This window comes from Flavobacteriales bacterium TMED191 (genome assembly GCA_002171975.2).
Lineage (GTDB): Bacteria > Bacteroidota > Bacteroidia > Flavobacteriales > TMED113.
Window position 1 is genome coordinate 1 of sequence record NHIO02000030.1, and the last position, 14,697, is coordinate 14,697.

The window sequence follows — 14,697 nt, forward strand, 5'->3', positions numbered from 1 at the left end:
AAAATTCAGAGAAAGTGTCTTGACTATTATTGAAGAAGATGTTATTATGAAGTTCAAGAATAGAGAAGGCAATGCAGGCGACTTCTACGACGCGGACGAAAATCCGCCGACAGAATAGTCACTCACACAAGCCCGGCTCTTCGCCGGGCTTTTTATTTGGAGAAAACAATGAAAAGAATGATGATAGTAGACGCGTACAACCAGTTTATCCGCGGATATATAGTAGACCCTAGTAAGAACCCAAACGGCTCTCCTATTGGTGGAATGAGGACGTTTATCAATATCCTCAACAAGTTGACAAGAGAGGTGAAGCCAGATCTACTGGTATTGGTTTGGGATGGTAAGGGTGGATCTAAAAAGCGCCGCGCTATGAACAAAAACTACAAGGGTGGTAGAAAACCACCTAGAACTAACTGGTCACAAGTTGGTATGGTCGAGGAAGACATTCTAGATAACAGGGTCTGGCAGCAAATGAGAGTCGTCGAATATTTTAATCAAACCCCGGTGATCCAGTTTATGGAGCCACTAGTGGAAGCGGACGATGTGATCTCTTATGTTAAAAGCACCACGATGTTTTCTGACTGGCAAAAAGTGATTGTGTCCGCAGATAAGGATTTTATACAACTGTTGGATGATAAAACCATCCTACACCGACCAATCCAAAAAGAGTATCTGAATAAGAACGGCATTGTAGATAAGTTTGGGATTCATCCAACAAACTTTGCTTTGGCNAGAGCAATTGTNGGNGACTCTTCNGATAANNTNCCNGGNGTNCCTAGNGTTGGTATGGAAACAGTNGCAAAACGNTTTTCTTTTCTAAAAGAAGANAGNNNNTACTANTTATCTGATGTNATCNCNGANTGNGANAANNCNGANAANAAACANAAAGTNTNNACNAANATNTTAGAAAANGAGGAGTTAATAGANAACAATTATGATATTATGCAGNTATCTTCGCCNATGCTATCNATNCANGCCAAACAAGGGATNGACGATACGTTTGAGCANTATAAGCCNCANTACAATCANACGGAANTAAGAAAACTNATGNTNCANGANGGNGTACTTGACTGTNNCTACNNNNGANNTNGANCAAAGNTTNAACAANATTATCNCTTCNTTTTCNNNATNATTTGTNNTANAGTCAGTATAAANACNNAAGGAAGTNNAGATGGANCANGANAANAAAAGCTTCTCNAAGTTTGGAAAANCNTTTCAAGAAGACCTNTGTCANCTTNTTTTGAATGACAGAACNTTNGCNGATCAAATGTTTGAAGTNTTNGANCTGNNNTTTTTNGAATTNAAGCATTTGNGNGTNTTTGTNANAAANATCANGGAGTATNGAGANAAGTATGGAGTCCACCCCACANCTAANATNATGNNNTCCATCATNCGNACNGGTTTGGANGGAGANGCNGAATCCGTNAAGNNNAGAATCAGNGANTANTANGCNNGNGTNTTGGCNAANGGNGANNTNCCNGACGGNGCNGANTTNATNAAAGANACNGCNCTNGANTTNTGNAAAAANCAAAANCTNAAAGAAGCNNTNATTAAATCNGTNGAACTNATNAAATCNTCNTCTTTNGANGAAGTNTCGAAAGTNATNGANAATGCNNTNAAANTAGGNTCNGANAANACNTTAGGATANGANTANNTTGCAGANTTTGANGCTCGNTTNNTTAAAAAGNGCTCGNNACCCNATTNCNACGGGNTGGCANGACNTTGATGANATTTCTAANGGAGGTCTTGGGAAAGGGGAGCTTGGCGTTGTTGTTGCTCCTACTGGTGCTGGGAAATCAATGGTACTTGTACATCTCGGGGCAGCGGCGCTTAAGGCCGGGAAAAATGTATTACACTACACATTGGAACTTTCTGATACTGTTGTTGCTGGTCGCTACGACGCTGCTATTACTGGCGTTGAACTAAAAAACCTAGTGGTGTTCAAAGAAAAGATTTATGATGAAATCAAGGAAGTGGAAGGTAAGCTTATTGTCAAAGAATATCCCACAAGAAGCGCGAATATCCAGACAATCAAAAATCACCTTGAGAAGCTAAAAAGGCGAAATTTTAGTCCAGACATGATCATAGTCGACTATGGAGATCTGATCCGGCCAGAAAATAGCAGAAAAGATGAGAAAAGGCACCAGCTCGAAACTATTTACGAAGAGCTTAGAGGAATAGCTCAAATTTATGAGTGTCCACTCTGGACAGCATCACAAACTAACAGATCTGGGTTGAACGCAGAAGTGATCACGATGGAGTCAATCTCCGAGGCGTTCAATAAATGCTTTGTAGCTGATTTTATTTTCACGGTGTCTAGGACCGTGGAAGACAAGAACACAAACCAGGGTCGTATCTTTGTTGCAAAGAACAGGAACGGCCCAGATGGATTAGTGTATCCACTGTTTATGGACACGAGTAATGTGAAGATAAAAGTTTTGCCCAAAACCGGTGAAACTGCCAATGATATTATCCAAAAATCTTCTGCAGAAAGGCTGGCTAGTCTGAAAGAGAAGTATAAAGTTTTTAAGAAAGAAGGAGGAAAATAAATGGAACTATCAAATCAAATTTTATCAGAAATAACAGTGCATATGAAATATGCCAGGTACTTGGAGGACAAGAAGAGGAGAGAGACATGGGAGGAGCTAGTGACTAGAAATATGAACATGCACCTCAAAAAGTTTCCAGAACTTGAACTGCAGATTAGGAAGGCGTATAAACATGTTTTTGATAAAAGAGTGTTGCCATCAATGCGCTCGATGCAGTTTGGCGGCAAACCAATTGAAGTAGCTCCTAACAGAATTTTTAACTGTGCTTTTATGCCTGCTGACGACTGGCGTTGTTTTGGTGAAGCCATGTTTCTGCTGCTTGGAGGAACTGGAGTCGGATATTCAGTACAGCAGCATCACGTTGAGAAACTCCCAGAAATCACAAGACCTAATATGAAGCGAACACGTCGATTCTTGGTTAACGATTCCATTGAGGGTTGGGCAGACGCTGTAAAGACACTGGTCCGTTCTTATTTTATTGGAGGATCTAGACTCCGTTTTGATTACTCAGACATTCGTCCAAAGGGCGCTGCTCTTATTACTTCCGGGGGTAAAGCACCAGGGCCCCAACCACTGCGAGAGTGTTTGGTAAAGCTAGAGGGCATGCTCTCTCAAAAAGAAAATGGAGATAAGCTAAAACCAATCGAAGTACATGACATGATATGTCACATAGCAGACGCTGTACTGGCCGGCGGCATCCGTAGAGCAGCCCTTATTTCTTTGTTTTCAGCAGATGACGAGGATATGATTGCTGCAAAAACCGGAAACTGGTGGGAGACCAATCCACAAAGAGGCAGAGCGAATAATTCTGTGGTTTTGTTGCGTCACAAGATTAATAAAGAATATTTCATGAGCCTATGGGACAGAGTGAAGGCCTCTGGCGCGGGTGAACCCGGATTTTACTTTTCTAACGATAAAGACTGGGGTACAAATCCTTGTTGTGAGATTGGGTTAAGGCCATATCAATTTTGCAATCTTACAGAGGTGAACGTATCAAATGTAGAATCCCAGGAAGATCTTAACGACCGTGTTCGCGCGGCATCGTTTATTGGCACCTTGCAAGCAAGTTACACGGATTTTCACTATCTTCGTGACATATGGCGAAGAACAACAGAAAAAGATGCACTAATTGGTGTGTCAATGACTGGCATCGCCTCGGGCGCTGTTTTGGCCCTAGATATGAAACAAGCCGCGGCTTGCGTTAAGGAAGAAAATACTAGAGTTGCTGAATTGTTAGGCATCAACCCGGCGGCCCGCACCACATGTGTTAAGCCTGCCGGAACCACTTCTCTGACTCTCGGTACCAGTTCTGGTATACATGCGTGGCACAACGATTATTACGTTCGACGCATCCGTGTAGGAAAAAACGAGCCAATCTACAGTTACTTGAGCACGAACCATCCAGAACTTGTTGAAGATGAATACTTTAGCCCGCATACCACTGCAGTCATCTCCATCCCTCAGAAGTCTCCGGAGGGTTCTATCTTGAGAACTGAATCAGCATTGCAACTTCTGAGAAGAGTCAAATCGGTTACAGACGAGTGGGTTAAGCCCGGCTTTCGAAAAGGCCAAAATACACACAACATTTCAGCAACTATTTCGATTAAGGAAACCGAATGGGTTGATGTCGGTGACTGGATGTGGGAAAATAGAAGCAGTTACAATGGTCTCTCCGTTTTGCCCTTTTCGGACCACACATATAAACAAGCACCTTTTGAGGACTGTTCAAAAGAGACTTATGAGGCGCTTCTGGGATCCCTAACTTCTATAGACCTCACTAAGGTTACAGAGGAAGAGGACAACACTGACCTTAAAGGAGAAGTCGCCTGTGCCGGCGGCGCATGTGAAGTAAAATTCGTTTAAAAACACTTGACATACCTGTTAAAATATACTATTATTGTAATACAACTCAACAAGAAAGGACAAATTATGAGTTCCAACAACGATAAGTTACTAACCAAAGAGGAGCACCTCGCAAACTACATTAAAACTTTTGTGGCTATTGAAGATGCAATGGAGCCATTCAAGGAACAACGTAAAGACCTGCGTGAGTCTTACGACGAGAACGGTTGGCTAACAAAGCAAGAAATGCGTCTAGCTGTAAAAGCATATAGATTGTATAAGTCTGAAACCGACATGGAAATTCTGACAGATTACGTCAACAAGTGTCAGCGCTCAGTGGGGAGAATCAATGGTCTCTAGAGTAGAAGCACTAAAGCCTGCAAACAGGCACCTTTTGATAGTACCACACGTTCAAAAGAACGAAACAGATTCCGGGGTTATTTTACCGGATGACTACAAGATAGAACAGGCACAGTATATTGAGGCGAGCGTGATTGATATAGCGGAAGACTGTGATAAACAGTTTCGCCACTTGCGCTACGAGAATATTGATAATAACAAAATTGTCGTAGACCGGTCAATGATTCAAGAAGTGGTACTCAAAGATAAAACTCACTACCTAATACTTGAGAACTATGTAGTGGGCGTTTATCGGAGGCCCAATGAGAGTTGAATTATTTGAGGACGGTATAGGTGCGGTTGAATACATTTCACATATGGGTACGGATCTGTCAGTTGTTAATGCAGCGCGCGTCTCCTTTGGTTCGGAAAAAGAAGAAGTAGATCAAAAAGATGTTAAACTTATTAACTACCTTATGGCCCATAATCACTCTTCGCCATTCGAACATTGCGCCATCACGTTTCGCTTTACCGTTCCTTTGTTTATTAGGAGCCAGCATCACAGGCATCGCACTTGGGCTTATAATGAAATATCTCGTAGATACACTTCTGTAGATATTGAGTTTTATGAGCCTGATATGTTTCGAAAGCAACACAAATCAAACAGACAAGCAAGCACAAGTGATTTGATTGATCCGCTTTTGGAGTCAAACCGGGATGGGTCTCCGACCATGGCTTCCGCGTCAGGCCAAATAAAGACTCACCACAAGGAGTGTATGAGGTTGTTTCAGGCCTTGCTTGAATCAGGCGTCTGCAGAGAACAAGCAAGGGGGGTTTTGCCCCAAAATTTATACACTCAATATTATGGTACTGTAAATTTACACAATTTGTTGAAATTTGTCTCACTACGTGTGCACGAGGGGGCACAGTGGGAGATTCAACAGGTTGCTAAGGCTTGCCTGAAGATAGTAGAACAATATTTTCCACACTCTGTTGAGTCTTATATGAAACACAAGATGGAAAAGTAATGGCATTTTTACTTTCACTGTGCCTGTTGGCCTATCAAAACCTAGATTTAACCGGCTATCAGCATCGCAGTTTGTGCAAGTATGAGAACGATATAAGAGTTGAATCGCAGCGCAACTCTTTAGACCCCGCGCTCCTCGCGGCGGTCATATATGTTGAGAGTGGTTTCTTTCGAAGTGTAGTCAGCCATGCTGGCGCCTGCGGCCTGACACAGGTTGTTCCCAAGTGGACAGGCGGACTTGAAACGAAGAATCGTAAGTACACCTGTCAGCAGCTCAAGGACCCAAAAGTGTCGATAAAAGTTGGAGCACAGATACTTTCCTACAATATTAGAGTTTATGCTAAGGGTAATGTAGATAAAGGTTTGTGCTTTTACAATGCGGGCACTAGATGTATTACAAAAAAAGGATATTATAAAAGGTTAGGTTATGTTAAAAAAGTTAGGCGTATATGCCGTTTGCTTTCTGGCAATTGTTAGTTGCAGCGATGAAACTATAGTTAGCGGAACAGATATGGAGCAATCCAGAACTCTGGTACCAGATGCTAGAACACACGACATTCAAGTTATTGTTATACCAGACATCACGGTAGATGTATGGGTCGACCCGTGTGTCAATCTCCCAAACACCCATGTTAGATATTGTGATTGTAACCCAAACTGCTGCCAAGAACAGACTTGGTACTGCCCACCTAGAGGAGTAGAAATCCAAGCGAAATATGCAATTCTTGATATTTGTGATGAAGACCTGGTGCCCTGTGATCGTAATCGTGATCCGAACTGCCCACCAGCTGAGATCATTGAAGAGACCGGGTGTCAACATGCATTTGATTGCCCTCCCGGCATCAACGAGGATTTCACTCTTACATATGATTGCGAGATAAACGGAACTGCCGGTACGCAGCAAGTTCGATGTGATAAGGGTAGGCTTTATTACGGAGAATGCGTAACTTGCTTTGAAGAAGAGGAGGTGTGCGATAGCGTTGACAATGATTGTGACGGAAACATAGATGAGAATCAATTAAACGCCTGCGGCGGTTGTGGACAAGTACCAGAAGATATCTGCGACGGCCTCGATAATGACTGTGACAACTCTATCGATGAACAACTTATAAGAGAATGCACCACCATTTGCAACTCAGGACTGGAAATTTGTGCAAATGGTGACTGGATAGGTTGCACAGCACAGAGGCCAACAGATGAAGAGTGTGATGGAGAAGACAATGACTGCGATAATCTAGTAGACGAAGGCTTAAATTGTCAGTGTCCACCAGAGTCAGTGGGAGCATTGGTGCCCTGCATGGAACCTCCATTGACTTGTGGTATGGGATTCAAGACNTGCGAATGTNTNAANGAAGANTGTCAAGTTACGCAGATGACGGAATGTTTNGCCCTNTGCCATTGGATACCAGANNTAGAAGANGNTCAACCTTGNGATCAGTTNGCAGGCATNCCNACNAACCCAGAGCTTTGCAANAACTTTGANGAAGACTGNGATGNNCTNGTGGANGANCAACTCACTCAGNNANTGTTACACTGGACCAGAGGGAACNTTGANTGTTGGTGTNTGNGCNCCNGGTNAGCACAGACNTGNAACAGNGGNCANTGGTATGGGCANAGCCCTCAATNNNGGNCAAGTNGTNGACNTNTGNGGNGGAGAGNTNGNNCCNAGNGTNGAGATTTGCGACGGNGCNGACAATGANTGTGACGGAGTNGTNGACTATGGNGANGANATTCCAGAAACAGANATTTTNTTTTTAGTTGACTGGTCTGGTTCTATGGAGAANTANATCAANGCNGTAAGNATGGCAATGAACAGNTTNGCNCAAGACTTNGCAGCNGAAGANAANTTGAAGTGGGGTTTGNTAGTNGGACCNAANGCNGCNANCACCCCANGNGGCACNCANGAGATGNTNATACTTCAGTCTGANATTACCGAGTTCGANCAGTTNTTGACAGCNTTTGCNAATGTGGGNCANTTTGANAANCANACAGGAAANGAGCANTTNAAGGATGCNATAATGNTNNCACTTCAGAANATTTCTGGAAANTTTNACTANANNTTNGCCAANGCAACTTGGGCNAANNGNATGGGTTCAANCCCNGANTTGAAGTTCTTCAANNTNAANTGGNGNNCAAACGCNGANAGGATTATNNTNNTNTTTAGNGANGAATTCGCNCAGTCTTANNTGGTNCCNAGAGTCACTACAGATCAGGTCTTACAGGCACTTGAGTCGACTCCAAATTTAAAGTTTTATGCTTTTGCAGAGCGTCGGGCCCGTGTTTGGAATAATTATGTAACAAGCGGCAATGGAACTGTTTTTGAACTATCTCGCAACCAACAGCAAATGTATGATGATTTAATGTCTATCTTAGATGACATATGTTTGGGATCATCAGGGCAAAGTTCCAACAGAACAAACCGCCAGGGATTCTTTCCAGCCTCTCTAGGTGTACGCTATGATTATAAAATGGGAATATGCTACTGAAGAGTTTTGTGATAGGCTCAACAGTTGAAGCTGCTTGTTATGCTCTTGTAAGTGGTTGTTTTTTCATACCAACAAGAAAGGCGCCATCTCTGTTTTATCATAAAACGTCAATACCCCTATTTGGTTTAGACTCTGATGAACAGGTTTGGACAAAAATAAATTTAATATTAGGACTCTTATCAAGAAGAGTCTCGTTTCAAGAAACTAGCTCTATCCGAATTACAGATGACATGATTCGGGTCACTACCGGTAATACGGTCTTTAAATATGCTTTTGAAAAACTTTTCGTCTTTAATGCTAGTGGAATCGAGTTAGAGAACGACATTAGGCTAGCCAAGGACAAGACGTTTATAGTTTATGATGATTTCGAGCTTTCAATTTTGGGCCCAAGGAGATACGAGTTGCCTGCATTGGTCGAAAACCGCGACTTTGCAAAATCTCTTCATTTTTATTGTTCCGGCAGGGTCGACGGCTCAGATTTTATAACTGACTGTGTTGTGGAATCTGAATTGACACAAGAACAGTTAAATTTGTTTGACTATTCAGATTCAATTGTTAGGTTTGTGGTAGAGAGGCACCTTAAGTCAATAGGGGTACAGGGAAGATTTATGAAAAATTACGAAAGCGGAAAGCCAAAATATAGAAAACCGAAAGTCGTTCACGTTAGGAGACTTTCCTATCAGAAAGACAACAACGTATATGTCGATACTGAAAATATTAAGTTTTTAAACAAGTCTTTGGGGGAAATAATTGAAGAGTCCTCCAAAGGGTAGAAACCTCGCAGCAATAATACCTCTCACTGGTTGGAAGAATTCCTTTGGCTTTCCATGGCCCGATTATTTGCAGCCATTGAGGGAGGGCTTGCTAGCGCTCGACCGGTCTGTTTACGAATGTGCTCATGCTGGATGTGATAGTATTTGGATCGTGTGCGGTGACGACGTGGCGCCTCTGATTAAAGAAAGGCTAGGAGACTATGTAATGTCACCCAGGTACTTCGAGGAGAAAGACTTTGTTAAAAACAAACAATATCATGAAAAGTGGATACCAATTTTTTACACACCAATGACGCAGAAGGATGTAGACAGGAGGGACAGTTTGGGGTGGTCCGCACTACACGGTGCACTAATGGCATTTCAGATATCTGACAAGATGAGTCAGTGGGTAAGACCAACAAAATATTTTGTATCTTTCCCGTACGGAGTGTATGATTCTGACGTTGTAAGGAGCCACAGGGACGCAATCAGGGGAACTCAGTCTTTCTTTTTATCGCACGAAGGACAGACAGTAAGGGATAACAAGTATTTAGCATTTACATTTTTTCCAGAAGATTGGCCCAAGTTCAAGCATCATATTAAAAATCAGTGCACCGGAGGAAGCAGAAACATAGATGCTTCTGAAAGGTGGTCAAGTCGCAATTTTACACTTGACAAAATATTTGATATCGATGTAGTATCGATAGATAAGAAAGTTGAAATCGACCAGTATCACAGTTTAGATACCTGGAAAAACTTACAAGAATATTACTGTTCAGGTCTAAAACTTTCTAGACCAACAAAGCAATTTATGAAACCATATTATCACAGGAGGATAACAGAAGATGACATTTGAAAAATTACAGGAAGTTTACGACAATATACCAACGCACGTTAAGGAGGCAGTTAATTTTCCAGATAACTTTAATTTGTTGACAAATGACCAGCAAAGGTTTATAATGGACTTGTACATATTTGATAGAGCAACATTAAAGAAAGAGTTGCTAGAAGTAATTGAGGAAATGAAAGAGTTAGTGAATGACATCTAGAACAACAAGTAAAATTCCATTCGTAGGGTTACATGCCCACTCCGTCGCGGGCTCTCCGTTTGACGCCCTTGGCTATCCACCAGAGCACATGGACTTCGCCCATGATAACGGTATGGACGCACTTGCGCTCACCGACCATGGCAATATGAATGGCCTAGCTTGGCAAGTGTTACATGCAAAGAAGATGAAGAAAGCCGGCAAAGAATTTAAACCTATATTTGGTTGTGAAGCATACTTCATCCCGTCAGTTGCAAAGTGGAAAGAGGAATATGAGGAAATCAAACAGGCCTCTAAAAAGAAGTCAGACTACGAAGCAGACAACTCCGGAACAACTGTCGAAGATGAGGGCGCTTCAAAAAAGAAGATTAAGTCTGTCCTAAACCGCAGAAGACACCTCATTTTGCTAGCGATGAATCAGACCGGTCTACAAAATATATTTAAGATGATATCTCGCTCATACAGTGGCGACAACTTCTACCGTTACCCTCGCGTAGATTATGCTCTACTTAAGAAGCATAGCGAAGGTGTCATTGCCGCATCTGCTTGCCTAGGCGGTGTTTATGCGGGAAATTATTGGGAGAATAGGGACACTGGGCCGGATGCAATACTTGCAGCAATGCGCAAGACTACGCAGAAAATGCAAGAAATTTTCGGAGATCGCTGGTATGGAGAGCTACAGTGGAATAACGTGCCAGAGCAACACGAACTAAATCGATACATTATTCAAATGCATCAAGAGTTTGGTGTGGACCTTATTTCTACTGCAGACTCGCACTATTATAATGCGGATGTCTGGAAAGATCGAGAACTCTATAAGCGACTCGGATGGCTAGGTAAGGGTAAGCCAGACTACTTATCGGATGAGCTTCCGATTTCTGTCGAAGAAATTGGTTATGAGTTGTATCCAAAGAATGGAGATCAAATGTTCGAGTCTTATAAAAAGTACTCGAAAGAGTGCGGAGCTGAGTATGATGATGACTTAGTTCTCAACTCGATTATTAAGACGCACCAAATCGCACATGAAAGAATAGAAACATTCTTGCCAGACAACACGGTACGCTTACCAGACTTTGTCGTCCCAGAGGGTTCCACTGCGGGTCAAACCTTGGCCGCCCTTTGTGTTGAGGGTCTCAGGTCGCTCTGTCTGCACACAAATCAAGAGTATGTTCATCGACTCAAACACGAAGTCAGTGTTATCGAAGAAAGAGGTTTCTCTAAATATTTTCTGACTATGAAGTCCATCGCGGATGTCGCAGTAGATAAGCAGTTAGTGGGAGCCGGCCGCGGCTCCGCTGCAGGATCCCTCGTCGCATACGTTCTAAACATAACTCAGGTCGACCCCATCAAGTACGGACTTCAGTTTGAAAGGTTCTTGACCAAAGGCGGTTCTGGGTATCCAGACATCGACTATGACGTTTCTGATCCCATGGTGTTGAAAGAGGTTCTTATTGATCAATGGGGCGACAACTCTGTAGTGCCTATTACAAACTGGAACACACTTCAGTTGCGATCTCTCATTAAAGACATATCCAAGTTCTACGGTATCGAGTTTACGGAAGTAAATAATGTGACGAGCAAGATGGTTTACGAAGCTACCCCCCGAGCGAAAGCAAAACATGGAATCACATCCGGAGTATACGCTCCCACATTCGAAGAGTTGATGGAGTTCTCGGAATCCCTGCAGGCATTCCTCGTAAAGCACCCAGACATCAAGACTCACATCGAGAAATTGTACGGTCAAACTCGATCTGCATCTCGCCACGCCGGCGGGGTTGTTGTAGGTGAGAATCTAGATGAGTGGATGCCGCTTATCAATTCGGGCGGAGTTCGACAAACGCCTTGGTCTGAGGGTATGAATGTAAGACATTTGGAGCCGATGGGTTTTATTAAATTCGATATTCTTGGTCTCGCCTCGCTTCGTATGCTCGAAGGCGCCATCGAGAGAATTTTAAAGCGCCATCACGGCATGCAGAATCCTACATTCTCAGATATCAAAGAATTCTATGATAAAAACCTTCATCCGGAAAAGATAGATCTGGAAGATCGATCAGTGTGGGAAAATATTTTCCACAAGGGGAAGTGGGCAGGTATTTTCCAGTTCACAGAAACTGGAGCACAATCGTTCTGCAAGAACGCGAGACCAGATAATATTATCGATTTATCAGCCATCACATCCATCTACCGCCCAGGCCCCCTAGGTGCAGGAGTTGATAGAAAGTATATAGGTGCCAAGTCTAACCCAGAGGACGTAGAGTATATTAACAAGCACGTCCGCGAGGTGACTGAGGAAACATATGGGTTTCTTATTTTTCAAGAGCAGATTGCTATGTTAGCGCACAAATTAGGCAAAGATCTAACTCTAGACGAGGGTAACAAGCTTAGAAAACTACTTACTAAGAAAGGTACTGGTGAAATCCAGGTAGAAAAAGACAAGATCTTCGACAAATTCAAACGTGGTTGTGTCGAGAAAGGAATGAAAGACTATGAAGCAAGAGAACTTTGGGAAACTTTTGAATACTTTTCAGGATATGGTTTTAACAAGTCACACGCTGTATCCTACTGTGTATTATCTTACCAGTGTGCTTATTTACTTAACTATTATCCAGCAGAATGGCTAGCTGCATTCCTCGATAAAGAACCAGAGACAAGAAAAGAAAGAGCCATCGCGACAGCAAAGTCACTCGGATACAATGTTGAGCCGTTAAACATAAATACATCCGGAGTAAACTGGGAGATTAGTAAAGACGGCAAAACATTAATCCAGCCTCTGTCATCAATCAAGGGACTAGGCATCAAAGCTATTGAGCAGATTATTGAACATAGGCCATTTAACACTGTGGAAGATTTTTTGTTTCACGACAAAATTACTTATTCTAAACTAAATAAGAAATCTATTTCGGCGCTTTGCTTGGCTCAAGCTCTAAGTTGTCTTATGGACGACAGGTTTAGTGGGTTGAAACATTTTTTCAGCGCCGTTGCAGAAGATCGCCCCAGGAAAGAAAAGAACCTTATCGAAAATATTCAAAAGTACGAGCCTGAAGGAGACTTTTCCGAAGAGGAGAAGCTGGAGTATCTAGTGAACCTGACCGGAGTCTTTCCTATTAACGCAGTGGTCACGCCCAGAGTTAGGCAGAAGCTGGATGAACTTTATATTCCACCCATTTCTGAGTTCGATCCTGAACTTGGAGTGACCTGGTTTATACCACGGGAATGTAAGCTGAAGAAATCTAAGAACGGTAAGAATTTCTATGTCGTAAAAGTCATAGATGACAATAACGAAATGACAGTAATTAGATGTTGGGGTGTAGACCCAGAGAGAGACATCGTGCAACTAAACAGACCTTACATGGCTAGGTTAAATTACAACCAGCAATGGGGGTTTTCAACTTTTAGTATGAGGAAGATGTTCAAGCTATTAGCATAAAGGAGAAATAAAATGGCTAAATTAACAGGACTGGCTGCAAAAGTTCTTGCAGATCAGTATAAAAAGACACTAGAAAAGAAGGGGTTTGTATTTTTTGAAAATGGAGACTACAACTTAAATATCATTGGAGTTCGTAACGACTCCGGCGACGCGTCAAAGTTTGACGACTTTGTAAACGTGATTTATAAAGTAGAAGGACAGTGGGTTTGCGATACTTATCCGATCACGACCGAACCAGGTACGTCTATATTAAAAAGGCCACTGAAGGAGGTAGCTCACAAGGGTACGGCTATTCTGGTTCCCGGTCAATATAGGAGCACCTACAAGATTGGATGGCATGGGAATAGAGACAGAGGCCACATGGCCCTGTGTCAGAGAGGAGGACAAGTCAGCGTCTGGAGAGACAACAACAGAGACTCAACTCCGGACTATCACGGACCAGAGGACGTAGGGTGGTATGGTATCAATATCCACAAGCATCGAGGTTCAGACGCTAGGCTTAATACAGGTGGGGTCTCAGCCGGCTGCCAGGTTTTTCAAAGTAGTGTAGATTTTGCAGAGTTTATGGAAACTTGTTCTGATGCTCGGGACCAGTGGAATAACAGTTTCACTTACACACTATTGGAGGAAAAATGTCTTTGCTAGAAGAAAATTTTGTTAGAGTATTTCGAACCCATGAGAAAGTTAAAATTCCTGTGCGCGCCCACCCGACAGACGCCGGCATGGATTTTTTCTTTTGCCCAAAAAGCAACATGGTGAGAAAAAGAATCGAACCCGGGCAAAGCGTCTTACTTGAGACAGGCATCAAGATGCAGGTACCTGAGGATTGTATGTTGCAAATTATGAACAAGTCTGGAATTGCCAGCAAGAAGCATCTAATCGCAGGAGCGTGCGTCGTTGATGAAGGTTATGACGGCGAGATTTTTGTAAACTTACATAACATAGGAAAAGAGACCCAGTTTATCGAGCCCGGCCAAAAAATTGCTCAAGGAGTTTTTGTGAGAATTGAAAAACCCAACATCAGAATCTTGGAGATGGATAGTGTCTATGGAGGAGAGACTTCTAGGGGCTCAGGCGCTCTTGGGTCCACGGGGGATAAATAATGACAAGTTTCACAAGAAAGTTAAAGCGTCGACAAATGCTCGCCGCTCGCAAGACCTTCATGAGAGATTTTAAAAACGCGATGACTAAGTTTAAAAAGCAGGTAGCTTGCTCTGTCTGTGGCAGAG

11 protein-coding genes and 2 pseudogenes are annotated in these 14,697 nt (G+C 42.7%); all 13 read left to right on the plus strand.

Annotation, left to right across the window (positions count from 1 at the left end):
* Window positions 1-168: 168 nt before the first annotated feature.
* The 13 genes and pseudogenes from CBD51_002970 to dut all read left to right on the plus strand — a co-directional run bounded on the left by CBD51_002970 (window position 169) and on the right by dut (window position 14,571).
* Window positions 169-1,248, plus strand: a pseudogene (locus CBD51_002970) (hypothetical protein).
* A gap of 407 nt (window positions 1,249-1,655) precedes the next feature.
* Window positions 1,656-2,549 carry a hypothetical protein gene (locus tag CBD51_002975; protein RPG59460.1) on the plus strand — a complete coding sequence of 298 codons (894 nt, stop codon included), beginning with the start codon at window positions 1,656-1,658 and terminating at the stop codon, window positions 2,547-2,549.
* Complete coding sequence (locus CBD51_002980) at window positions 2,550-4,412, plus strand: recombinase (protein ID RPG59461.1); 1,863 nt, start codon at window positions 2,550-2,552, stop codon at window positions 4,410-4,412. It abuts the gene before it with no gap.
* Window positions 4,413-4,478: 66 nt separating this feature from the next.
* A complete protein-coding gene (locus CBD51_002985; GenBank protein ID RPG59462.1) occupies window positions 4,479-4,751 on the plus strand; it encodes a hypothetical protein in 273 nt (90 codons plus the stop codon).
* Window positions 4,741-5,064, plus strand: a complete 324-nt coding sequence (locus CBD51_002990) for a hypothetical protein (protein ID RPG59463.1) — start codon at window positions 4,741-4,743, stop codon at window positions 5,062-5,064. Before CBD51_002985 ends, CBD51_002990 begins: the two co-directional genes overlap by 11 nt.
* Window positions 5,054-5,758: an FAD-dependent thymidylate synthase gene (gene thyX / locus CBD51_002995; protein RPG59464.1), complete on the plus strand. Its 705-nt coding sequence runs from the start codon at window positions 5,054-5,056 to the stop codon at window positions 5,756-5,758. Before CBD51_002990 ends, thyX begins: the two co-directional genes overlap by 11 nt.
* The gene (locus CBD51_003000) at window positions 5,758-6,234 is read left to right on the plus strand and encodes a hypothetical protein (protein ID RPG59465.1); all 477 of its coding nucleotides are present in this window, start codon (window positions 5,758-5,760) and stop codon (window positions 6,232-6,234) included. The genes thyX and CBD51_003000 overlap by 1 nt, the downstream gene beginning before the upstream one ends.
* Window positions 6,185-7,456: pseudogene (locus tag CBD51_003005) on the plus strand (hypothetical protein). The gene CBD51_003000 and the pseudogene CBD51_003005 overlap by 50 nt, the downstream one beginning before the upstream one ends.
* 777 nt (window positions 7,457-8,233) lie before the next feature.
* Window positions 8,234-9,016, plus strand: coding sequence for a hypothetical protein (locus CBD51_003010; protein ID RPG59466.1), 783 nt, complete (start codon window positions 8,234-8,236; stop codon window positions 9,014-9,016).
* A gap of 352 nt (window positions 9,017-9,368) precedes the next feature.
* Window positions 9,369-9,851, plus strand: coding sequence for a hypothetical protein (locus CBD51_003015; protein RPG59467.1), 483 nt, complete (start codon window positions 9,369-9,371; stop codon window positions 9,849-9,851).
* A 182-nt stretch (window positions 9,852-10,033) separates the two neighbouring features.
* Entirely contained in the window at window positions 10,034-13,468 is a 3,435-nt protein-coding gene (locus tag CBD51_003020) for a DNA polymerase III subunit alpha (GenBank protein RPG59468.1), read from the plus strand.
* 12 nt (window positions 13,469-13,480) lie between these two features.
* Window positions 13,481-14,113: a hypothetical protein gene (locus tag CBD51_003025; GenBank protein ID RPG59469.1), complete on the plus strand. Its 633-nt coding sequence runs from the start codon at window positions 13,481-13,483 to the stop codon at window positions 14,111-14,113.
* A complete protein-coding gene (dut, locus tag CBD51_003030; protein RPG59470.1) occupies window positions 14,101-14,571 on the plus strand; it encodes a dUTP diphosphatase in 471 nt (156 codons plus the stop codon). Before CBD51_003025 ends, dut begins: the two co-directional genes overlap by 13 nt.
* Window positions 14,572-14,697 lie beyond the last annotated feature (126 nt).